Source organism: Arthrobacter sp. 05N429, from assembly GCF_056397045.1.
Genome location: NZ_JBFTMQ010000009.1, coordinates 1 through 21,197, shown reverse-complemented (window position 1 = coordinate 21,197; position 21,197 = coordinate 1). Strand labels below are relative to the sequence as shown.

The window sequence follows — 21,197 nt, the reverse complement described above, 5'->3', positions numbered from 1 at the left end:
GGGCGGCGCCGTCCGTCTCAGAGGCCGGTTCCGCCGGAGCCGATCCCGTCTTCGCCGGTTGGTCCGGGGCCGGAGGCCACGACCCGGAAATGGCGCAGCCCGCGGGCCCTGCGGTCATACCTGATCCGCAGTTGCTTGGCGCGGATGATCCACGCCAGCCCGATCAGGGCCGCGATCAGTCCGGACGCCGCCGCGACGCTCAGGGACCACCGGGGACCGGCCACGTTCGCGACCCAGCCCACGAACGGCGCCCCGATCGGTGTGCCGCCCATGAAGATCGCCATGTAAAGGGCCATCACCCGGCCCCGCATCACGGGATCCGTGGTCGTCTGGACATAGCCGTTGGCGCTGGTCATCATCGTGATGGCGAAGAGCCCGACGGGAACCAGCGCCACGCCGAACCAGAAGTAGCTCGGGGCCAGCGCCGCGATGCCGGAAGCCACGCCGAAGGCTCCGGCCGCCCCGAAAATGATCCGCAGCCTGGGTTTCTTGCGCCCGGCGGACAGCAGGGCACCGGCGACGGAGCCGATGGCCATGATGGAGTTCATCAGCCCGAAGGCGCTGGCGTCCAGACCGAATTCCGTGCCGACCATGGCCGCGATGAACAGCACGAAGTTCAGGCCCAGGGTGCCCACGATGAAGACCGCGACCAGCACCACCACGATGTCCGGCCGGAAGCGAACGTACCTCAGCCCCTCGCGGATCCTGCCCTTACCGGCCGCGGCCCGGGGCAATTGGCGCAGGGACGCTGAGGGAATCTTCCACAGGCTCAGCAGCAGTGCCACAAAAGTCAGCGTGTTGATCAGGAAAACCCAGCCGGGGCCGACGGCGACCGTGAGGATACCGGCCACAGCGGGGCCGATCATCCGGGCCACGTTGAAGGAGGCGCTGTTGAGGGCCACCGCGTTGGGCAGGTAGTCGTCGCGGACCAGTTCGGAGACGAAAGTCTGGCGCACGGGGGCGTCGAGCGCGGAAACGACGCCCAGCAGCAGGGCAAAACCGTATACGTGCCACAGTTCGGCAGCCCCGGACACAACGAGGATGCCGAGGGCCGCGCTCAGCAGCGCCATCGCGGACTGGGTCAGGACGAGCAGCTGTTTGCGGTTGAAGCGGTCGGCCATTAGCCCGGCCACTGGGGCGAGGAAGAGCTGGGGTCCGAGCTGCAGGGCCATGGTGATGCCCATGGCCCCGGCATCGTGTTCGGTCAGGTGGTCAAAGACCAGCCAGTCCTGGGCAGTGCGCTGCATCCAGGTCCCGATGTTGGAGATAAGGGCGCCGATGAACCAGATCCGGTAGTTCAGGATATGCAGGGACTTGAAGGTGGACATCATGTCCAGCCCTCACTGCGCAACGCCCCTGATGGTTCCAACCGCTAGTCAGCCTCCGCGGCGGTCAACTCGCCTTCCGGAGCGTCGCCGGCGTCTGCGTCCTCAACACCATCGACATCGTCTGCGTCGTACTCGTCGGCGTCATCGGAGTCGTCTTCCGGCGCGCCGTCGGCGTCGGTGGTTACATCGTCCGCGGTATCCGTGGTGGCCTCGTCAGCATCGTCCCGGGGCGCCACCGCGGGGGTTTCTCCAGTTTCGTCGTCGCCCTGCTCATCGCCGGGGCGGACCCGTTCGGCCCACGGAATCCATTCGGGCGCCAGGATCGATTCATCGGAGGGCAGCAGGCCCAGCTCGTCGACCGTAACAACCTTGGACCTGGAGTTCCGGGTCAGCACGGCGTACCACTGCCAGCCGCCGTAGCCGGCCAGCTTTGATTCGAAGAGGTGCGTGACCAGGCGGTCGCCTTCGCTCTTGGCCGCCAGGTGCTGGCCGATCTGTTCGGCGGGGGCGATGCCCTCGATGGCAGCACGCGCGACGTCGACGGCGGCGGCCAGGAAGGCATCCGGCTTGCCGGTGCGCCAGGCCGGCACCCCGGCCCGTGGCTTGGAGCCCGCCTTGGTTCCGGCCTTCTTGTCCCCGGCGGCCGCGCTATCCCCGGAGGCGCTGCTCTCCACGGCTGCGCTGTCCACGGCTGTGCTCTCCACGGCTGTGGGGTCGGTCAGATCGGTTTCCGAAGTCATCGCCGGGCCTTATGCGTCCAGCTCGTCGGCAACCTTACGCAGGGCGACGGCGATCGCCTTGCCCTTGTTGCCTTCCGGGTACTTGCCCGCGGACAGTGTGCCGGACAGGTTGTCCAGTACGGTGACGAGGTCCTGGACCAGCGGGGCGAGGTCCTTCGCACTGGGCCGCTTGGCCTTGGCGATGGACGGTGTCTTGTCCAGCACGCGCAAGCCCAGGGCCTGGGCGCCCTTGCGACCGTCGGCCACGCCGAATTCAACCCGGGTGCCTGCTTTGAGCTCGGTTATGCCCTCGGGCAGCGCGGACTTCGGCAGGAAGACTTCCTGGCCGTCCTCGCCCGCGAGGAATCCGAAGCCCTTTTCCTTGTCATACCACTTGACCTTGCCGGTAGGCACGTAATCAACCTTCTTCGTTCTGCTGGTGACACGGCCGACAGTCACCGCATCCGCATTGATATGCGGGTTCAGGGTATGACTGCCCGGACCGTGTTGGTCTGTTCCCTCAAGGTTATCGTGCCCGGCCCACTTTGGCCGTTTGGGGCGCGGAACAGGCCGGACTGTTAGCGTTAGCTCCATGACTCCATTGCGATTCCGGCGGCCACTGTTGATCGTTGCGGCCGTCGCGGCCGTGCTGTCGCTCGCGGCGGTCGGCGTCGTGATGGCGATGGCCTTCAACAATGCCGTGTCGCCGGTGTGGATAACCTCCACTGCGCTCTACGGGCTTCCCGTGGCCTTCCTGCTGATGCTCTTGCTCGTGATCGACGGCGTTGCAGCCCGCCGGCGCACCCGAGGGCCGGACGAAAGGTAGCGTTGCACTGATGTCCCTGATCCGCGCGCTCAGCAAGGAACTGCAGGCACGCAGCGATGATTCGTTGCGTGCCTTGTTCTCCGCGCGGCCGGACCTCATTTCTCCGGGCGTGCCGGATTTCGCGGCCCTCGCTGCCCGGGCAAGCGGCCGCGTCAGCGTGCAACGCGCCCTGGAGCGGCTCAACCGCCCGGAAATGCAGGTCCTCGAAACCCTGCACCTGTGCACCAACACCGATACCGGGCACAGCGCCTCCGCCCCGATGCTGAAGAAGCTGATCAACGGCTCTACCCTGGCCTCGATCGAAAAGATGCTGCATTCGCTGCAGGAACTGGCCCTCGTCCACCGGGCGGAGCCCCCGCATGGCGCAGTCCCGGCCGGCGCGAAACAGCGGTACTACTTGCCGGTGGGCAGCCTCAAGGACGTGATCGGTATCTATCCGGCGGGCTTGGGACGCAGCTACACCGAACTCGTGCGGCTCCAGCCGGCCTTCGCGCAGCGCGTGGTCCAGCTCGTGGCGGAACTTCACCGCAGCGGCGCGACGGTCGCCCCCGCGACCACGCCGATGGAAGCCGCCCTGTCGCTGCAGCACTGGACGGCCACTCCGGAATCCCTCCGGCTGATCCTGGACACCGCCCCGGAACGCACCACCGCGCTGCTCGCACGCTTCGGGAACTGGGCCATGGGCGCCGTTCCCCAGGCGCAACGGCGCGCCTCCGTGCTGCACGAGGCCGCCGACGTCGGGCCGGTGGACTGGCTCCTCGCCCGCGGGCTGCTGGTGCCGCTCGATGCCGCCCACGTGGAGCTGCCGCACAGCGTCGGCGTCTCGCTGCGCGGAGGCTTTGTCATCGAGAAGTTTGCGCTGGCTCCCCCGGTTCCGCGGCTGGGTTCCACCTCTGCCGCGCTGCGCCGCAATGCCGCCCTGGGCGCGATCGCCGAGACCCTGCGGCTGGTCGGTGAACTGCTCTATATTGTTCGCGAACAGCCCCTCGTCACCCTGCGCAGCGGCGGCGTGGGCGTCCGGGAGCTGAAGCGGCTGGCTGACGGGCTGCGGCTCGAGATGCACGACGCCGGCGTGCTGGCGGAGTTGTGCGCCCTCTCCGGCCTCATCCGCCTGGACGTGGACAGTTCCGCCTGGGTCCAGCCGGCGCAGCTTGAATGGCTGACGCTTCCGCGGCAGGAGCAGTGGCTCTGGCTCGTCAATGCCTGGCTCGCCAGCGAGCGCGCGCCCTCCCTCGTCGGACAGCCCGTCAACGGCCAGGCCGCAGCCCAGGCCGTCCACCGCGGCACGGCCGGGAGTACCATCAACGCGCTTTCGGCCGAAGCCCAGCGCCCGGACGCTCCGGTGGTCCGGAAGCGGATCCTGGAAATCCTGGCTGAACTGACAAAGGAGGCCGCGGCGTCGGACGGTCAGGCCCCGGTGCTGGACGCCGCGGCAGTGCTGGAGCGCGCCGACTGGACCCAGCCCCGGATGGCACGGCGTTTCAGCTCCCTCATCCGTGGTGTCCTGGCCGAGGCGGAGATGCTCGGCCTCATCGGCTCGGGCGCCCTCAGCCAGATCGGGGCGGCGATCGCGGCCGAACAGCCCGACGAGGCGCTGGGGATCCTGGGCGAACACCTGCCGGCGGCCCTGAACCATGTGCTGCTCCAGGCGGACCTCACCGCCGTGGCGCCCGGCTACCTCGCTCCGGAACTGACGGAGAAGCTCCTCACCATGGCCGACGCCGAGGGCCAGGGCCCGGCCACGATCTACCGTTTCTCCGTCTCCTCGGTCCGGCGCGCACTCGACGCGGGCCAGGATGCCCAGGCGCTGCTGGATTTCCTGGGCCTGCACTCGGCCACGGCGATCCCGCAGCCGCTGAAGTACCTGATCGAGGACACCGCAGCCCGCCATGCCAGGCTGCGGGTGGGATCCGCCGTGAGCTTCATCCAGAGCGACGACGAAACGGCGCTCCTGGAGCTGCTGAACACTCCCGGCGCCTCCGGCCTCGGATTGGTCCGGATCGCACCCACCGTGCTGGTCTCGCACGCCGTTCCGCGGGACACAGCGCACGTCCTCCGGAGCCTGGGGCTGTCCCCCGCCGTCGAGGAATCCGAGGCAGGCGGCATCCGGCTGCGCCGCACCACCGCGCTGCCCGGCAGTGCCCGCCCGGTCTACAGCGCCCCGCGCACGGCCCCTCCGGAAGCCGACGTCGACGCCCAGCTGGCCGTGCTGCGCAGCGGGCGGCCCTCCGCGGGAGGCGCCGTCGGGCATTCCGCAGCGGCCCCGGGCAGCGAGGAAGCAACCCAGCTGGGCCTGGAGACCCTGCAAAAGGCGATCCGGCTCAAACAGCGTGTGGTGATGAACGTCGTCGACAGCCTGGGGAATTCCGTGCGGGAAACCGTTGTTCCGGTAGCTGTAAACGGTGGACGGGTCCGGGTGTTCGACCCGGAGAAGGACACTGAACGCGTACTGTCCATCCACCGGATTATTGATGTAGAAGCCGCGGAGGAATTGCTCCAGTGAACGACGGACCGCTGATCGTCCAGAGTGACAAGACCATCCTGCTCGAAGTCGACCACGAACTCGCCACCGAAGCACGCCACGCCATCGCCGCCTTCGCCGAACTGGAACGCGCCCCCGAACACGTGCACAGCTACCGACTCACGCCGCTGGGCCTCTGGAACGCCCGGGCCGCCGGCCTCGACGCCGAGAAAGTGCTGGACACGCTGCTGAAGTACTCGCGTTTCCCCGTGCCGCATTCCCTGCTGATCGACGTCGAAGAGACCATGTCCCGGTACGGCCGGCTGCGGCTCGAAAAGGATCCCCAGCACGGCCTGGTCATGCGCACCTCCGACTATCCGGTGCTGGAGGAGGTCAGCCGCGCCAAGAAAATCGCCCCACTGCTGGGCCCGCGGATCGACGGCGAAACCGTTGTGGTGCACTCCTCCCAGCGCGGGCAGCTCAAGCAGCTTCTGCTGAAAATCGGCTGGCCTGCCGAGGACCTGGCCGGCTACGTCGACGGCACGCCGCACCCCATCATGCTCGACGAATCCGGCTGGAAGCTCCGCCCCTACCAGCAGCTGGCAATGGAGAACTTCTGGGCCGGCGGCAGCGGCGTCGTCGTGCTTCCCTGCGGAGCCGGGAAAACACTGGTGGGGGCCGCCGCGATGGCCACGAGCTCCACCACAACCCTGATCCTGGTGACCAACACGGTGTCCGCGAGGCAGTGGAAGGACGAACTCCTTAAGCGGACATCCCTCACCGAAGAGGAGATCGGCGAATACTCCGGCTCCGTCAAGGAAGTCCGTCCCGTCACCATCGCCACTTACCAGGTCCTGACCACCAAGCGGGGCGGGCTTTACCCCCATCTGGAACTGGTGGACGGCAACGACTGGGGACTCATCATCTATGACGAGGTCCACCTCCTGCCCGCCCCGATTTTCCGGATGACCGCGGATTTGCAGGCCCGGCGCCGGCTCGGCCTCACCGCCACGCTGGTCCGCGAGGACGGCCGCGAGGGCGAGGTCTTCAGCCTGATCGGTCCGAAGCGCTACGACGCGCCGTGGAAGGACATCGAGGCGCAGGGTTACATAGCGCCGGCCGACTGCGTCGAAGTCCGGATCGATCTGCCCCGGGACGAACGCGTGGCCTACGCGATGGCCGAGGACGCGGACAAGTACCGGCTGTGCGCCACGTCCGAATCCAAGACGCAGGTGGTGGAACAGCTCGTCGCCGAACATGCCGGCGAGCCGCTGCTGGTGATCGGGCAGTACATCGACCAGCTGGACGAGATCGGCGAACGCCTGCAGGCGCCGGTGATCAAGGGCGACACGTCCGTCAATGAACGCCAGAAGCTCTTTGATGCCTTCCGCGCCGGCGACGTGCAGACCCTCGTGGTGTCCAAGGTCGCCAACTTCTCCATCGACCTGCCTGAGGCCTCGGTCGCAATCCAGGTCTCCGGCTCCTTCGGCTCCCGGCAGGAAGAGGCCCAGCGCCTAGGCCGGCTGCTGCGTCCCAAGAAGGACGGCCGCGCCGCACGCTTCTACTCCCTGGTGGCCCGGGACACGCTGGACCAGGACTTCGCGGCCAAGCGCCAGCGCTTCCTGGCCGAGCAGGGCTACGCCTACCGGATCATGGACGCCAAAGACGTCGGGACAGTGACCTGACCGCCCTAAGTACCCCGCGACGGCCGCGGCGGGAGCATGCAACACACATCTTTCATTCAGAAAACTCCCAGAGTCTGGGAGCATCATGGGAATTATGAAAAAGAACGGTCCCGAAGCCAAGCTGCTCGTCGTCGATGATGAACCCAACATCCGCGAGCTGCTGTCCACGTCCCTGCGCTTTGCCGGCTTTGAAGTCGTGTCGGCGTCCAACGGGCGCGAGGCCCTGGCGGCGGCCGATCTCCATTCCCCGGACCTGGCCGTCCTGGACGTCATGCTGCCGGACATGGACGGCTTCACCGTCACCCGCCGGCTGCGCGCCGCAGGCAAGCACTTCCCCGTTCTCTTCCTGACCGCCAAGGACGACACCGAAGACAAGGTGATGGGGCTGACGGTGGGCGGCGACGATTACGTCACCAAGCCGTTCAGCCTCGACGAGGTGGTGGCGCGCATCCGCGCCGTGCTGCGCCGCACGCAGCCGTTGCAGGACGACGACGCGGTCATCCGCGTCGATGACCTGGAGCTCGACGACGACGCCCACGAGGTGCGCCGCGGCGGCACCGTGATCGAGCTGTCCCCCACCGAATTCAAACTCCTGCGCTACCTCATGCTGAACCCCAACCGCGTGCTGTCCAAGGCCCAGATCCTGGACCACGTCTGGGAATACGACTTCAACGGAGACGCCTCGATCGTGGAGTCCTACATCTCCTACCTGCGCCGCAAGGTGGACCTTGATCCTGACGCCCCGGCCCTGATCCAGACCAAACGAGGCGTCGGCTACGTGCTGCGGACGGCCGAGAAGCGCTGATCCTGTTGCTGCACCGTTGGAAGTCGGCGTCGCTGAGGTCTCAGCTTGTCGCCATCATGACCGCACTGATGCTGGTGGCCCTCACCGCCACCGGCGCCGGGACCCTGACCCTGCTGCACAGCTATCTGCAGGGTCAGGTCGACGACAAACTCCGGGCCGCGGTCGCCTCGGTGCGCCAGCAGCAGTCTTTCAGCCAGTTGCGGGACCAAAACCAGAGCGTCCCCACGGACTACTCGCTGATGCTCTTCGCGCCGGGGCAGCCGGCGGTGCCGTTCGGCGGGGACAGGGACATCCACCCGGATATCACCAGCATCACCGCCGCCGAGACGGCGGACCGGCAGCAGAACCCCTTCCAGGTCCGCGGCACGGACGGACGCAACTGGCGGGTCGTCGCACTCAACGTCGTGGACAGCAACAACCGCAGTTCCGTGGTGGTCATCGGGCTCCCCCTGGGGCCGGTCGATTCCGTCATGGAACACGCCGTCCTGGTGGTGGTCGGCGTCGGGCTGCTGACCCTGGTCCTGGCCTTCTTTATCGCCACGTGGAGCATTTCCCGGTCCTTCCGGCCGCTGGCCCGGGTCGAAAAGACCGCCGCGGCGATTGCGGCGGGGGATCTGTCCCGGCGCGTGGAAATCGAGAATCCCAACACCGAAGTGGGCCGGCTGGGCAGCTCCCTCAATGCCATGCTGGCCCATATCGAGACGGCCTTCGCCGCCCGGATGGCCTCCGAAGACCGGATGCGTCGCTTCGCCGCCGATGCCTCGCATGAACTGCGCACCCCGCTCGTGACGATCCGCGGCTTCTCCGAGCTGTACCGGCACGGCGCCTTGGCCACCCCGGAGGATGTGGCGACCGCCATGGGGCGGATCGAGAGCGAAGCCAAGCGGATGGGGGCCATGGTGGAGGACCTGTTGCTGCTGGCCAGAATCGACGAGCAGCGGCCGCTCCAACAGAAGCCTGCCGATCTGCTGCTGATTGCCAACGACGCCGTCGTGGACACCCAGGCCAGTGACCGCGGCCGCGCCATCACCCTGACCGGGCTCGACGGCGGCGCCCCCGGTCCGGCTCCGGTCCTGGGCGACGAGGCCAAACTCCGTCAGGTGGTCGGGAATCTCGTGGGCAACGCCCTGCGCTACACCCCTGAGGGAACGCCCATTGAGCTGGCCGTCGGCGTCCGGACCGACGGGGACGGGACCCGGCAGTCCGTCATCGAGGTCCGCGACCACGGCCCCGGCGTGCCGGACGAGGAAGCAGCACGGATCTTCGAGCGGTTCTACCGCGCCGACACCTCCCGCACCCGGGAGACCGGTGGCAGCGGGCTGGGACTGGCGATCGTCGCGGCCATCGTCGGCTCGCATGCTGGCACCGTCAGGGTCACCCAGACCGATGGCGGCGGCGCCACCCTGGTAGTCAGCCTGCCGTTCCTGGACGAGGCCTTGGAAGAGCAGGGTTCCCGTGCCGGTTCCGGCGCCCGTGACACTGCCGGGAGTTAACCGGCCGGGAATCTGTACGCCTTTTCCACATACCGGAACCTGCCCCGTTCCCCGGCCCCGCGGTCTGCCTAGGCTCGCAGTGTCCGGAGAGTCCGGATCAGGCACCGTCGAGAGGCCATCCCATGAGCATCATCTCCGTCGATACGGAACTCCTCCAGCTCAAGTCCGCAAACGTCAAAGCAACGGTCGACCGGATCGGCGCTGACGTCCAGGCCATGAAACGCGGCCTCGACGAGCTGCAGGCCACGTGGCGCGGCTCGGCCGCAACCAATTTCCAGGCCCTCGTCGCCGAGTGGACGCTGACGCAGGGAAAAGTCGAGGCATCCCTCGCATCGATCAACCTGGCGCTGAACTCCGCAGCAGCGAGCTACGCCCAGGCCGAACAGGCAAACACCCAGCGATTCAGCTGACCGGCCCCCGGCGCGTCGGAGGCTGGCTCAGGCTTCCGGGGTGCCCTGGTGGAAGCGCAGCCGCCATTGAGCGCCGTCGTGGACCCACAGGGAGCTGCGCAGGGCCGTTCCCGTTCGGGTGTGGGTGCGGTACGTCAGGAGGACGGTCTGCTCGCCCAGCCGGTCTGCACCCAGCATTTCCAGCTCGGCGGGACCGCCCGGGTTCTCTTCCAAGGACATCATCATGGCGTCCCTGGTCCAGATCCGGCCCGAGCTGCCGATTTCGGTGAAGTCCGGGTGGAGCAGCACTCCGGTGCGGCCGAGGTCGGCACGCGTTTCCGGCCGGAGGAGTTCGCGTTCGAGCGCCTCGACGATCGCTTCCGGGCTCGCGTCCGTGCCTGGCGCGGGCGTGATGTCCTCGTCGAGCTCGCTGAAGAGGTCGGGTTCATCGAAGAGCGTCGGTTCTCCGAACAACTGCTGCCGGCCGGTCAGTGCCTGCGCCGCGAGTGGCTGGGCGTGCGTCGGGCGGGACGCCGCCTGCGCGGCAGCGGGTGCTGCCTGTGCTGCGGGGGCCAGGGCTTCTGCCGCCGCCTCGGCTGCGGCGCCGAACCCGGGACCCTGGCGCACGGCCACACCCTGCTGGTAGGCCGTGGCCGCGGCCCTGGCGCGGTCATCCGCCGCCTCGTTGAGGTCATGCCCGGCGTGGCCGCGCACCCATTCGAACTTGTATTTGCGGCCGACCAGCGCCTGGTCGATCTCTTTGAGCAGGTCGACGTTCATAACGGGCTTGCCGTCGGACTTGCGCCACCCCTTGCGCTTCCAGCCCGGCATCCATTTGGTGACGGAGTTGATGACGTACTGGCTGTCGCAGAGGATGTGCAGGTCCTCCCCCGGCAGGTGTGCGGTGGAGTGGAACAAATCCAGCACGGCCATGAGCTCGCCCATGTTGTTGGTGCCGTGCGGCCATCCCCCGGCACGCCAGCAGTCGTCGTTCACGTACCAGGCCCATCCGGCCGGGCCGGGATTTCCTAAAGCCGAACCGTCGGCTGCTGCTGTAATCGTCACTGCACTATCCTGCCAGACCTCCGACCCCGCGGGTGCCGCCGCACCTCCGGCACCAACCACCCAGCGCCCCCGAGGGTTAACGCCGACGGCGGCCCCACCCGAAGGAGGGACCGCCGTCGTCAAACGTGCCGTTGCTGACGGAAATCCATCAGCCAGGCGTTCAGGGCCTGGTAGCAGGGTGGTTAGAAACCGCCCATGCCGCCCATGCCGCCCATGTCGTCGCCGCCGCCCATCTGGGCGCCAGCCTTCTCGGGCTTGTCGGCCACAACGGCCTCGGTGGTGAGGAACAGTCCGGCAATGGACGCCGCGTTCTGCAGGGCAGAGCGGGTGACCTTGACCGGGTCGTTGATGCCGGCAGCCAGCAGGTCGACGTATTCGCCGGTTGCTGCGTTCAGGCCGTGGCCTGCGGGCAGGCCGCGGACCTTGTCGACCACAACGCCAGGCTCGAGGCCCGCGTTGAAGGCGATCTGCTTCAGCGGGGCGTCGATGGCGACGCGGACGATGTTCGCACCGGTTGCCTCGTCGCCTTCGAGCTGCAAATTGGCGAATGCCTTGGCGCCAGCCTGGATCAGGGCAACGCCACCGCCGGCGACGATGCCCTCTTCGACAGCAGCCTTGGCGTTGCGGACAGCGTCCTCAATGCGGTGCTTGCGTTCCTTGAGCTCAACCTCGGTTGCGGCACCGGCCTTGATGACTGCAACGCCGCCGGCCAGCTTGGCCAGGCGCTCCTGCAGCTTCTCGCGGTCGTAGTCCGAATCGGAGTTCTCGATCTCGGCACGGATCTGGGAAACGCGGCCGGCGATCTGGTCAGCGTCGCCTGCACCCTCGACGATGGTGGTCTCGTCCTTGGTGACAACGACCTTGCGGGCGCGGCCCAGGAGTTCGAGTCCGGCGGTCTCCAGCTTGAGGCCGACTTCCTCGGAGATGACCTGGCCACCGGTGAGGATGGCGATGTCCGCGAGCTGCGCCTTGCGGCGGTCGCCGAAGCCCGGAGCCTTGACGGCGACGGACTTGAAGGTGCCACGGATCTTGTTGACGATGAGCGTGGCCAGGGCCTCGCCCTCGATGTCTTCGGCAATGATCAGCAGCGGCTTGGAAGACTGCATGACCTTTTCGAGGACGGCAACCAGTTCCTTGACGTTGGAGATCTTGGAGTTGACGATCAGGATGTACGGATCCTCAAGGACCGTTTCCTGGCGCTCGGCGTCGGTGACGAAGTAAGCGGAGATGTAGCCCTTGTCGAAGCGCATGCCTTCGGTGAGTTCCAGCTCCAGGCCGAAGGTGTTCGACTCCTCGACGGTGATGACGCCTTCCTTGCCGACCTTATCCAGGGCCTCGGCAATCAGGGCGCCAATCTCGTTGTCACCGGCAGAGATGGACGCGGTGGCGGCAATCTCTTCCTTGGTTTCGATTTCCTTGGCGGAGGCCAGGAGCTCGCGGGTGACAGCCTCGACGGCCTTCTCGATGCCGCGCTTGAGGGACAGGGGATCAGCGCCGGCCGCGACGTTGCGCAGGCCTTCCTTGACCAGGGCCTGCGCCAGCACGGTGGCGGTGGTGGTTCCGTCGCCGGCGACGTCATCCGTCTTCTTGGCAACTTCCTTGACCAGCTCGGCGCCGATCTTCTCGTAAGGATCGTCCAGCTCGATCTCCTTGGCGATGGAAACACCATCGTTGGTGATCGTGGGGGCGCCCCACTTCTTTTCGAGGACGACGTTGCGTCCACGCGGGCCGAGGGTGACCTTGACGGCGTCGGCGAGGATGTTCAGGCCCCGCTCAAGACCGCGGCGTGCCTCTTCATCAAATGCAATGATCTTGGCCATAACGGCAGTAGTCCTTTCGGGACAGTCGTTAAGAATGAACCTTTGCTGCGGTGCCCGCGACGGACGATCCCTGGCCCGGCGGCCTCTGTATGCCGTTGGGCCCGGGATCTCACCCCAGCCAGGTGTTTCTTTCGCTCCTGGATCGGCTGGTTCAACTCCGCGGCCGGGCGAACCGGGCGTCGTTTTAGCAGTCAATACGCGGGAGTGCTAAGTCAATAATTAGCACTCCCCCGGGGAGAGTGCAAGCAGTGGTCGCGCAGGAGGGCCCTCTATCGGCATGCTGGCGGCGCTCCGCTGCGACGCAATACGCTACGGGCGATTAAGTCCCGCTGCTGCTGGAAGTTTCGTTGCCGCTCATGGTTGCCGTGTTGTCCGGCCCGTAGGTGTAGACAACATAGTTTGCGGAGCTGATGTCACCGTTGGAATCGAAGCCGACCGGACCGGATTCGCCGTCGTAGTCGGGACGTTTGCCTGCCCGGATGGCGTCGGTGCATTCCTGGTAGCTCTTGCATACCGCGGCCTCGCCGGCGGGCGCGCCTTTGCCTGACGTCGGGGCCGTCCCGCCCGAGACGGTGATCAGGCTCGCCGCAATGGAGGTTCCGGCGTCGTCCTGCGCTGCGGCCGCCGCGATGGCGGCAAGGTTGACGGCGTCGTAGGTCTCCGCGGCGAACGTCATGTCCTTCAGTCCAGGATCCACGGAAACCAGCTCGCCCTGGAAGTGGGCTGAGGCAAAGGTTCCCGGCAGGATCCCCCGCGCACCGTCGAGGGCCCGGGAACCGAGGCCTGAACCGTACTGGCTCACCGCTCCGTCGCTGAGGATGAGCTTCTTGCCGGCAAGGCCGGCGTTGTTCAGCTCGGCGATGGCACCTTGGGCACCGGCGCGGGAGACCAGCACGACGGCGTCGGGTGCCGCTGCCTTCGCTGCGGCAGCAGCCTGCTGCGCCCGTCCCGGAGAGAACCCCGCGACTACGAGGGGCCCGAGCCCGGCGTCCTTGGCCGCGGCGGCCACCGCGTTGGATACGTCCTTGCCATAGGCGCCTTCCTCGTACACAACGGCAATGGTTGCAGCGCCGCTGTCCTTGGCCAGCTTGACGAGAACGGGGGCCTGGGCGATGTCGGCCGCCGAGGTGCGGAAATAGTAGCCGTTGCTCTCGTAGCTGCTGAGCCCGCTGGCGGTGTTCGCGGGGGAAATCATGGCCACCTTGGCGTTGGACAGGACGTCGATTGCAGCGGGCGCCCGGCTGGAGTCCGTCGGACCGATGACGATGTCCGCTTTGGCGGCAACGAGTGCCTTGGCCTGCGCTGCGGTGTCGCCGCTGACGGTCGACGGAAGCAACTCCACCGGTTTGCCCTTGTGACCGCCTGCAGCGTTGACTTCCTTGACGGCGAGCTTCGCGGCGGCGAGTTGGGGCGCGTTGAGGAAGTTTTGCGGGCCGGTGTTGTCGAGGATCAGACCGATCCGCAGGGTCCCGTCGCCGCTGGCGTCGGCCTGCTCGACGCGGGCACCGCCCGCCGGCCCCAAACATGCCGTGGTGGCCAGGGCGGCAACAGCCGCCACGGCCACGGCCCGGCCCCGCCGCAGGCCCACACTCAGGCGCCGGACCGTGCCGCCGGCAGCCTTCCGGCCGGAAATCGTTTCGGCAGGGTCCTGCGACACGTGCGCTGCGGCGGTGAAGGTCACTAGGCGGGCCGGACGCTTTCGGCCTGCGGGCCCTTTTCGCCTTCGCCGACTTCGAGTTCCACGCGCTGCCCCTCATCCAGGGCGCGGTAGCCCTCGCCCGCTATCGCGGACCAGTGCACGAAGACATCGGCCCCGGAGTCGTCCACGGTGATGAAGCCGTAGCCCTTTTCGGCGTTGAACCATTTGACGGTTCCCAGTGCCATGGTGTCCACACTTTCAGTCGGATTGCGGGCGGCACACCACGATGTGCGCCGCGGACTGCGGGCGAGCAGAATGCAAAACGCGTGCCGCAGATTGCAAAAAGTTGTCCGCAAGTACTCTACCCACACCGTCTGGCCGGTGCGCAGGGAGCCTGCGGCTCCGGCTGCGAATAGTTATTCAGGCGTAACCGGAACGGGCTACTTGAAGCCGGGGCCCAGCACCACGACGAGCGGCACTTGGAATTCGGCCGAGTCCACCACGGTCTGGATGCCGAGGAGTTTGCCGAGGGCCTCGGCATTGCCCTTCTGCTCGGCGCCGCTGTAGAAGACGACCGAGCTCTTCTGCGGCACGCCTCCCCAGTTTCCGAGCATGCCGAGCTTCCAGCCGGCGGTGGAGACGGTTCCGCCGACGCGGTTGGCCAGTCCCGCGGTAGTGGTGCCGTTGTAAATCGCCACCGGCTGGGTCTTGTCGACGGCGGAAGTCGGCGTCGGCGTCGGCGTGGCCGAAGGCGTGGCAGCCGCAGAGGGTGACTCGCTGGGAGCGGGGCTGGAGGCTGTGGGCGCGGGCGATGCTGCGGCGCTGCCGGCACCCTGCTCGGCCGATACGGCCACCGTGTTTCCGCCGGTGGAAAATCCGAGTTTCGGCAGGATCAGGAAGGCCACGAGGCCAACGGCCAGGGCCGCGGCACCGACGGCCAGGATGGGAGCCAGACGGCGGCGGCTGGATTCGGCGACGGCCCGGTGGACACCCTGGCGTGTGGAGGTCTCCGGGACCCGATCAAATTCATCCCGAGCGTATTTGGTCATGGTAAAACGACGTCCTTGCTGATTTCTGACGAATAGTCCTCGCCGGCTGATGCGCGGGAATCCGCGCATCCGGCTGTGCTTTTATGCGTCTGAGCCCAGGCGGCGGGCAGTGCGCGCACGTTGGCGTGACGTACGTAGTCTACGCAATCTCTTCACCAACATCGGATCATGGGCCAGCGCATCCTCGGTATCGATGAGGGCATTGAGGATCTGGTAGTAGTGCGTGGCGGAGAGGTCGAAGAGTTCCCGGATGGCCTGTTCCTTTGCGCCGGCGTACTTCCACCATTGCCGTTCCAGCGCCAGCATCTGCTGATCCCGGCTGCTCAGGGGCGACTCGTCGCGGACATCCGCGGCAACGGACTCCGCCGTCGAAAGGTGCTCTTGCGCTTGTTCGGCCACCACACACTCCCTGCTTGTTCCGGCCCGGCTGGTTCCGGTGAAAAGTCTTCCCCCATGCTACGGACGAATAACAGGGTTGTCATTTGCCACCCTGCGAGAATTGCCCTGTGCCGAACTCCGATTCCCTTGATTCCGATGCCTTGTTCGAGCTGGAGGCCCCCGCAGCCGACGCCGTCGGCTACCCCGCAATGGCCGACCTGCCGCTGAATGAGCTCGTGACTCCCGGCTGGGCCGAAGTGCTGGCGCCGGCCGAGGGGCAGTTGCGGGATGTCCTGCGTTTCCTGGGCGGAGAGGTTGCCGGTGGCCACCCGGTCCTGCCGCCGCCGTCGAACGTCCTGCGGGCCTTCCGGCAACCGCTGGCGGATGTCAGGGTGCTGATCGTGGGCCAGGACCCGTATCCGACGCCGGGCCACGCCGTGGGGCTGTCCTTCGCCGTGGACGGCGCTACCCGGCCCATCCCGCGAAGCCTGGCAAATATTTACAAGGAGCTCGACGCCGATCTGGGGCTGCCGCCGCGGATCCACGGCGACCTGAGCGGCTGGGCGGACCAGGGTGTGCTGCTGCTCAACAGGGTCCTCAGTGTCCGGGCAGGGGCGGCCGGCTCGCATCGAAACAAAGGATGGGAAGCCATCACGGCAGCGGCGATCAGCGCCCTGGTGAACCGCACGACGGCGAGCGGCGCGCCCGCGCCGCTCGTGGCGATCCTGTGGGGCAAGGACGCCGAGACCGTGCGCCCGCTGCTGGGTTCCACTCCGGTGATCGCCAGCGCCCATCCGAGCCCGCTCTCGGCCCCGCGGGGATTCTTCGGATCCCGGCCTTTCAGCCGGACCAATACGCTGCTGCAGGAACAGGGCGACGGCACGGTGGACTGGGAACTGCCGCCGCTTCCCTAACCGGCTTCACAGTACGGGCCGGGCTCAGGCTTCTTGGCTAGGCTTGGCACTATGACATCAGTGCCCGCCGCCACCTCGGCCACCCGGAAATCCCGCCCGCAGACCAACCTCACCGTCTTGCGCCGCGAGCAGCTCTCGCCGCACATGGTCCGGATCATCGCCGGCGGCCCGGGTTTCGCCGGTTACGTGAACAACGCCTTCGTGGACCGTTACGTCAAGATCGTGTTCCCGCAGCCCGGGATCACCTACCCGGAACCGCTGGACCTCTGGGAAATCCGGGAGTCCATGCCGCGGGAGCAGTGGCCGCACACCCGGACCTACACCGTCCGCTGGGTCGACGAGGCGGCCGGGGAACTCGCCATCGACTTCGTGATCCACGGGGACGAAGGCCTGGCCGGACCCTGGGCCGCGTCAGCCCAGCCCGGCGACGCCCTGGTGTTCACCGGCCCGGGCGGCGGCTACAACCCGGATCCGGCCGCGGATTGGTACCTGTTCGCGGGTGACGAATCCGCGCTGCCAGCCATCGGCGCTTCGATCGAATCGCTCCCGGCGGACGCCCGCGGACTCGCCTTCCTCGAGGTGGACGGCGACGCGGACATCCAGGCAATTGCCGCGCCGGCCGGCGTCGAGCTTCGCTGGCTCCTGCGCGGCGGCGTGCCGGCCGGAGCCAGCGACCTGCTGGTCACAGCCGTGCGCGACGCCGACTGGCCCGAGGGCCGGGTGCACGTCTTTGCGCACGGCGAGCGCGGCTACATGAAGAGCCTGCGGGATGTGCTTTACGTGCACCACGGGCTGGAACGCGCCCAGGTCTCATTGTCCGGCTACTGGGCGAACGGCCGCGTGGAGGACGACTTCCAGGCGGAAAAGAAGCTCCCCATCGGGAAGATCTAAGACAGGCAAGACCTGACGGGGCCCGGGAGATTCCCCACCTTTGCCATCCCGGCGGCGGGACTCCCCCGCGCGGCGGCCCGCCACGCCGTCGGGACCCGCCAAAGGTGGGGAAACCCGGCGGCGCAGCCCGCAGAGGAGACCTAGCGGCGCCGCGCCCGCCGTCGTTCGTTGCTGGCCAGGCCGCGGGTCAGGGGCCGGGCAAGGGTGTCACCGAGGACGATGCCGGCCGCTACGCCCAACACGATGGCGCCGGCATTGAGCATCCCGCCCGCGCCTATGAGGATTTCGGATTCCTCGATCGTCAATACATACATGGACCGGAATATAGTGAGTCCGGGCAGTAGGATCAAGGCCGCCGGAACGGCGACCACCAGCTGCGGAGCGCCCATCCGGAGCGCCACCACTCGGGCCAACAGACCGATCACGACGGCGGCGAGGGCCGGTGCGAACCGCGGCCCGATACCCACGGCGTCACCGCCGATGAGGACCAGATAGCCGACGACACCCACGGCAGCGGTGGGGAGCAGCAGCGTCCAACTGGTCTGTTCGGTGATCCCGATTGCGACAACGGCGATGGCGATCAGGATGCCCACGGCCCACCACGGATACGCCGGAGGGAATGTTTCGGTGACATCGATCGGCTCCATGCCGGTCATGTCACCCACCACGAAACCGACGGCGATTCCGGTGACGAGTGCGCCGAAGGTCAGCATGGTGGAGAGGAAACGTCCGGCGGCCGTGACCGGGAAGCCGTTGATCGCATCCTGCACCGAGGAGACCAGCCGTCCGGTCGGCAGCAGCAGCAGGATGCCGCCGACCACCACGATGGCAGGAGGTATCTGGATCCCTACGAGGCCGCCGAACCGCCACAGGAGCAAGGCGATGAAGGTGACCAGGAAGGAGCACGAGGCGGTGACGAAGAAGTCCGGTGTGCGCCAGCGCCCCAGCTGCCGGGCCAGCAGGCTGACCAACAGGTTGGAAGCGAAGGCGACGGCGGAGGCGCCGGGTCCGCCGCCGAGCACCCCGACGAAGACGGCGGAGAACACCCCGAACGCCACCGTGACCATCCAGCGTGGGAATGGCTTGGAACTGTGGGTAATTTCGTCGAGCCTGCGCACAGCCTCCTCGCGCCCCACTCCGCCGGCCACGATATCTGTGACCAGCTGGTGCACCTTTGCAAGGCCCGCGTAGTTGTTAGTCCAGGACCGCACGACGCGGAGCAGTGTGATCGGCGTCTGGTCCTTAGGCGCGTAGTTGATGGCCACCGACTGGTTGGTGATGTCCACTTCGATGTGTTTGAGGCCCAGTGCGGCCGTAATGGCTATGATGCTGGTTTCCACTTCGAGGGCACCGGCACCGTACCGGAACATGGACTCGGCCAGGTGCAGCGCGAAGTCGATGGTCTTGCGGGCAGAGGTGTCCACCCCGCCCACCTGGATCATCGGGTTGGCGTAGGGGCTGCCGGCGAGACGGTCCACGATGCTCATCGGAGCCGTGGGCGGGTTCTCCCCCTGGACCAGCCGGCGCAACATCCGTTTGGCCGCGGCGTTCTGCCGCACCTGCGTGGCCGACATCGGCTCGGTCTTGGGCAGCCCATCAGTATGCGGCCGGCGGCGGCGGTCAGGTTCGTTGGTCATTCCGGCGTCCTCAATTTCCGTGGCAGCCGGTTTAGTAGAACTGCTGGCCCGTGCGGCGGGTGTAGAGCTGGCGGGCAACGCGCTCCCCCGCGGCCATCCAGGCCTTGTACTTCAGCGGGTTCAGCACCTGGTCGTAGCAGCCGACAAAATCGGTCACGGTCTTGCTGAAGCTGGTCTTGAACAAGCCCAGGCCATGGAATGGGTTGGACGTGTCCTTGAGCCGGTCGCTGGGAGGCGTGCCGCAGAAATCGTATTCGGTGCAGCCGATTTCCTTGAGCTGGTTGATGGCCGTCCATTGCACCAGATGGGAGTCACCGTACTGGCCGCGCTTCTGCAGCGACCCGCCATCCTTGTACGTGCCTTTGCGGCCGTAGTTGATGACGAAGGCGCCTACCGAGGGCACGCCGTTCTCATAAACGAACAGGAGCCGCCCCTGGTCCCGTTTGATGAAATTCGTCCAGAACTGCTGGTAGTACTCATATTCGCGGACGCGGACCTGGGACTTGGCTTCCACGGTGTTGGTCATCAGCGCGTACATGGCGCGGAAGTTCTCTTCTGTGGGCTCCACGTTGCGCACCTCCACCCCTTCGCGGATGGCGCGGCGGACGGCGTTGCGGCCCCGCGAGTGCAGGTTGCGCAGCAGCTGGTTCTCTTCCGGGGAGATGTCCAGCAGTGCCGTCGAGTCGTTCGGCTGCAGGTTGTGCGTCTTGACGAGGCCGGCGCCTTCGATCACGCTCTTAGCGGCCCCGGAGAGCACGATGTCCGGCTCGATCTTGATGGCGAAGACCCCCAGCCTGGCGCGCTTCACGAACTCGGCGTTGGCCGCCGCGATGCCGGGGATGTCCTCGACGGAGGCCACATCCGGGCCCTTGATCAAGTACCAGAGTTTGCCCAGCAGCGGGAAGGACTTCTCCAGGACGAGGTTGTAGCTCATGTAATCGGCCGTCTCGTACACGAGGTGACGGGGTTTCCAGCCGAAATGCTGCTTGACCTCGGCGAACGCCTCCGATTGCAGGAGATTGCCGCCGTTGGGATTCGCGGTGACGTGGGCATCCCAGTTGGCGATCTCTTCGGCAGAGGCAAAGCGGGCAGTGAATTCACGCAAGGGTGCGGTATCCAATCATTGCGGTACGAGCGTCGGCGGCATGCGGACATGCAGGTTCAAGTCTATCCGCCAAGGTCCGTGGTCCGGCCCGTGGTCCGGCCATGCGCCGGCCAGGAACGGAGCCGCTACGCTGGAAGCATGCCGCCTGACCAACAATCTCTTGCCACAGGATCCGGCCGCCAGGGACACCCGGCCCCGCTGCGCGCGATGGGTCCCCAACTGCTGGGCCTGCTGGCCTTCCTCGCGGCATCCGCCCTGGTGGCAGGGCTCGGCGGGCTTGCCACCGCCAACAACGTCAACGGCTGGTACGCCACCGCGGACAAGGCGCCGTGGTCACCGCCGAACTGGGCGTTCGGGCCGGCCTGGACCCTCCTCTACACCGCAATGGCCGTGGCCGCCTGGCTGGTCTGGCGCCGTCGGACCGAAGGAACCCGGCCCGCCCTGACGGCCTATGCCGTCCAGCTGGTCTTGAACCTGCTGTGGACGCCGGTCTTCTTCGGCCTGTACCCGGTGCTCGGCACGTCCGCGCTGTGGGTCGCCTTTGGCATCATCGTCGCCCTGGCGGCGGCTGTGGCCGTCACCATCCTCTATTTCGGACCGATCAGCCGGACGGCCGGGCTGCTGTTGCTGCCCTACCTGTCCTGGATCGTGTTCGCCGCGTCGCTGAACCTCTGGGCGGCGCTGCACAACTGACGCTGAACAGCTATGTCAGCACTCCACCACGTTCACAGCGAGGCCGCCCATCGCGGTCTCCTTGTATTTGGAGCTCATGTCCTTGCCGGTTTCCCGCATGGTCACGATGACCTCATCAAGGGACACCCGGTGCGTGCCGTCGCCCCACAGGGCCATTTTGGCGGCGTTGATGGCCTTCGCGGCGGCGATGGCGTTGCGTTCGATGCAGGGGATCTGCACGAGCCCGCCGATCGGGTCACAGGTCAGGCCGAGGTTGTGTTCCATCGCGATTTCCGCGGCGTTTTCCACCTGCTGCGGGGT

The 21,197-nt window shown here is 67.1% G+C and carries 21 protein-coding genes; 9 read left to right on the top strand and 12 right to left on the bottom strand.

Annotated elements, in window-relative coordinates:
* Positions 1-17: 17 nt before the first annotated feature.
* The 3 genes from AC1DF4_RS14655 to AC1DF4_RS14645 are packed head-to-tail and all read right to left on the bottom strand — an operon-like array spanning position 18 to position 2,461.
* Positions 18-1,328, bottom strand: coding sequence for an MFS transporter (locus AC1DF4_RS14655; RefSeq protein ID WP_476913635.1), 1,311 nt, complete (start codon positions 1,326-1,328; stop codon positions 18-20).
* A gap of 44 nt (positions 1,329-1,372) precedes the next feature.
* Positions 1,373-2,068, bottom strand: a complete 696-nt coding sequence (locus AC1DF4_RS14650) for a DUF3027 domain-containing protein (RefSeq protein WP_476913557.1) — start codon at positions 2,066-2,068, stop codon at positions 1,373-1,375.
* 9 nt (positions 2,069-2,077) lie between these two features.
* Positions 2,078-2,461, bottom strand: coding sequence for a cold-shock protein (locus AC1DF4_RS14645; protein ID WP_476913556.1), 384 nt, complete (start codon positions 2,459-2,461; stop codon positions 2,078-2,080).
* 178 nt (positions 2,462-2,639) lie between these two features.
* Here AC1DF4_RS14645 and AC1DF4_RS14640 point away from each other — a divergent pair, with 178 nt between their 5' ends.
* The 6 genes from AC1DF4_RS14640 to AC1DF4_RS14615 all read left to right on the top strand — a co-directional run bounded on the left by AC1DF4_RS14640 (position 2,640) and on the right by AC1DF4_RS14615 (position 9,727).
* Positions 2,640-2,873, top strand: coding sequence for a hypothetical protein (locus tag AC1DF4_RS14640; RefSeq protein ID WP_144673147.1), 234 nt, complete (start codon positions 2,640-2,642; stop codon positions 2,871-2,873).
* A 10-nt stretch (positions 2,874-2,883) separates the two neighbouring features.
* Complete coding sequence (locus AC1DF4_RS14635; protein WP_476913555.1) at positions 2,884-5,376, top strand: helicase-associated domain-containing protein; 2,493 nt, start codon at positions 2,884-2,886, stop codon at positions 5,374-5,376.
* Complete coding sequence (locus AC1DF4_RS14630) at positions 5,373-7,019, top strand: DNA repair helicase XPB (RefSeq protein ID WP_476913554.1); 1,647 nt, start codon at positions 5,373-5,375, stop codon at positions 7,017-7,019. Before AC1DF4_RS14635 ends, AC1DF4_RS14630 begins: the two co-directional genes overlap by 4 nt.
* A gap of 94 nt (positions 7,020-7,113) precedes the next feature.
* Positions 7,114-7,824: a response regulator transcription factor gene (locus tag AC1DF4_RS14625; RefSeq protein WP_441404951.1), complete on the top strand. Its 711-nt coding sequence runs from the start codon at positions 7,114-7,116 to the stop codon at positions 7,822-7,824.
* A 5-nt stretch (positions 7,825-7,829) separates the two neighbouring features.
* Entirely contained in the window at positions 7,830-9,317 is a 1,488-nt protein-coding gene (locus tag AC1DF4_RS14620; protein ID WP_476913553.1) for a sensor histidine kinase, read from the top strand.
* A 122-nt stretch (positions 9,318-9,439) separates the two neighbouring features.
* Positions 9,440-9,727 carry a WXG100 family type VII secretion target gene (locus AC1DF4_RS14615; RefSeq protein WP_441404953.1) on the top strand — a complete coding sequence of 96 codons (288 nt, stop codon included), beginning with the start codon at positions 9,440-9,442 and terminating at the stop codon, positions 9,725-9,727.
* A 27-nt stretch (positions 9,728-9,754) separates the two neighbouring features.
* Here AC1DF4_RS14615 and AC1DF4_RS14610 read toward each other — a convergent pair whose 3' ends face one another.
* The 6 genes from AC1DF4_RS14610 to AC1DF4_RS14585 form a co-directional block, all read right to left on the bottom strand.
* Positions 9,755-10,771, bottom strand: a complete 1,017-nt coding sequence (locus tag AC1DF4_RS14610; RefSeq protein WP_476913552.1) for an RNase H family protein — start codon at positions 10,769-10,771, stop codon at positions 9,755-9,757.
* Positions 10,772-10,953: 182 nt separating this feature from the next.
* Positions 10,954-12,591 (bottom strand): chaperonin GroEL, encoded by a 1,638-nt coding sequence (groL, locus tag AC1DF4_RS14605; RefSeq protein ID WP_476913551.1) that lies wholly within the window; start codon positions 12,589-12,591, stop codon positions 10,954-10,956.
* A 319-nt stretch (positions 12,592-12,910) separates the two neighbouring features.
* The gene (locus AC1DF4_RS14600; protein WP_476913634.1) at positions 12,911-14,173 is read right to left on the bottom strand and encodes an ABC transporter substrate-binding protein; all 1,263 of its coding nucleotides are present in this window, start codon (positions 14,171-14,173) and stop codon (positions 12,911-12,913) included.
* A gap of 98 nt (positions 14,174-14,271) precedes the next feature.
* Positions 14,272-14,475, bottom strand: a complete 204-nt coding sequence (locus AC1DF4_RS14595) for a cold-shock protein (protein WP_056426478.1) — start codon at positions 14,473-14,475, stop codon at positions 14,272-14,274.
* Positions 14,476-14,670: 195 nt separating this feature from the next.
* Positions 14,671-15,279, bottom strand: a complete 609-nt coding sequence (locus AC1DF4_RS14590; RefSeq protein WP_476913550.1) for a LytR C-terminal domain-containing protein — start codon at positions 15,277-15,279, stop codon at positions 14,671-14,673.
* Positions 15,280-15,360: 81 nt separating this feature from the next.
* Complete coding sequence (locus AC1DF4_RS14585; RefSeq protein WP_476913633.1) at positions 15,361-15,678, bottom strand: DUF3263 domain-containing protein; 318 nt, start codon at positions 15,676-15,678, stop codon at positions 15,361-15,363.
* A 188-nt stretch (positions 15,679-15,866) separates the two neighbouring features.
* Here AC1DF4_RS14585 and AC1DF4_RS14580 point away from each other — a divergent pair, with 188 nt between their 5' ends.
* Positions 15,867-16,571: a uracil-DNA glycosylase gene (locus AC1DF4_RS14580; RefSeq protein WP_476913632.1), complete on the top strand. Its 705-nt coding sequence runs from the start codon at positions 15,867-15,869 to the stop codon at positions 16,569-16,571.
* A gap of 51 nt (positions 16,572-16,622) precedes the next feature.
* Positions 16,623-17,462 carry a siderophore-interacting protein gene (locus AC1DF4_RS14575; protein ID WP_476913549.1) on the top strand — a complete coding sequence of 280 codons (840 nt, stop codon included), beginning with the start codon at positions 16,623-16,625 and terminating at the stop codon, positions 17,460-17,462.
* Between the two features lie 140 nt (positions 17,463-17,602).
* Here the strand turns inward: AC1DF4_RS14575 and AC1DF4_RS14570 are convergent, their stop codons facing one another.
* Both AC1DF4_RS14570 and AC1DF4_RS14565 read right to left on the bottom strand, forming a co-directional pair.
* Positions 17,603-19,099 (bottom strand): threonine/serine exporter family protein, encoded by a 1,497-nt coding sequence (locus AC1DF4_RS14570; protein WP_476913548.1) that lies wholly within the window; start codon positions 19,097-19,099, stop codon positions 17,603-17,605.
* 31 nt (positions 19,100-19,130) lie between these two features.
* A complete protein-coding gene (locus AC1DF4_RS14565) occupies positions 19,131-20,204 on the bottom strand; it encodes a lipid II:glycine glycyltransferase FemX (RefSeq protein WP_476913547.1) in 1,074 nt (357 codons plus the stop codon).
* A 138-nt stretch (positions 20,205-20,342) separates the two neighbouring features.
* Here AC1DF4_RS14565 and AC1DF4_RS14560 point away from each other — a divergent pair, with 138 nt between their 5' ends.
* Positions 20,343-20,897, top strand: a complete 555-nt coding sequence (locus AC1DF4_RS14560) for a TspO/MBR family protein (RefSeq protein ID WP_476913546.1) — start codon at positions 20,343-20,345, stop codon at positions 20,895-20,897.
* Positions 20,898-20,912: 15 nt separating this feature from the next.
* Here AC1DF4_RS14560 and AC1DF4_RS14555 read toward each other — a convergent pair.
* A partial coding sequence (locus AC1DF4_RS14555; RefSeq protein WP_476913545.1) for an L-serine ammonia-lyase, iron-sulfur-dependent, subunit alpha occupies positions 20,913-21,197 on the bottom strand: 285 nt, incomplete at its 5' end.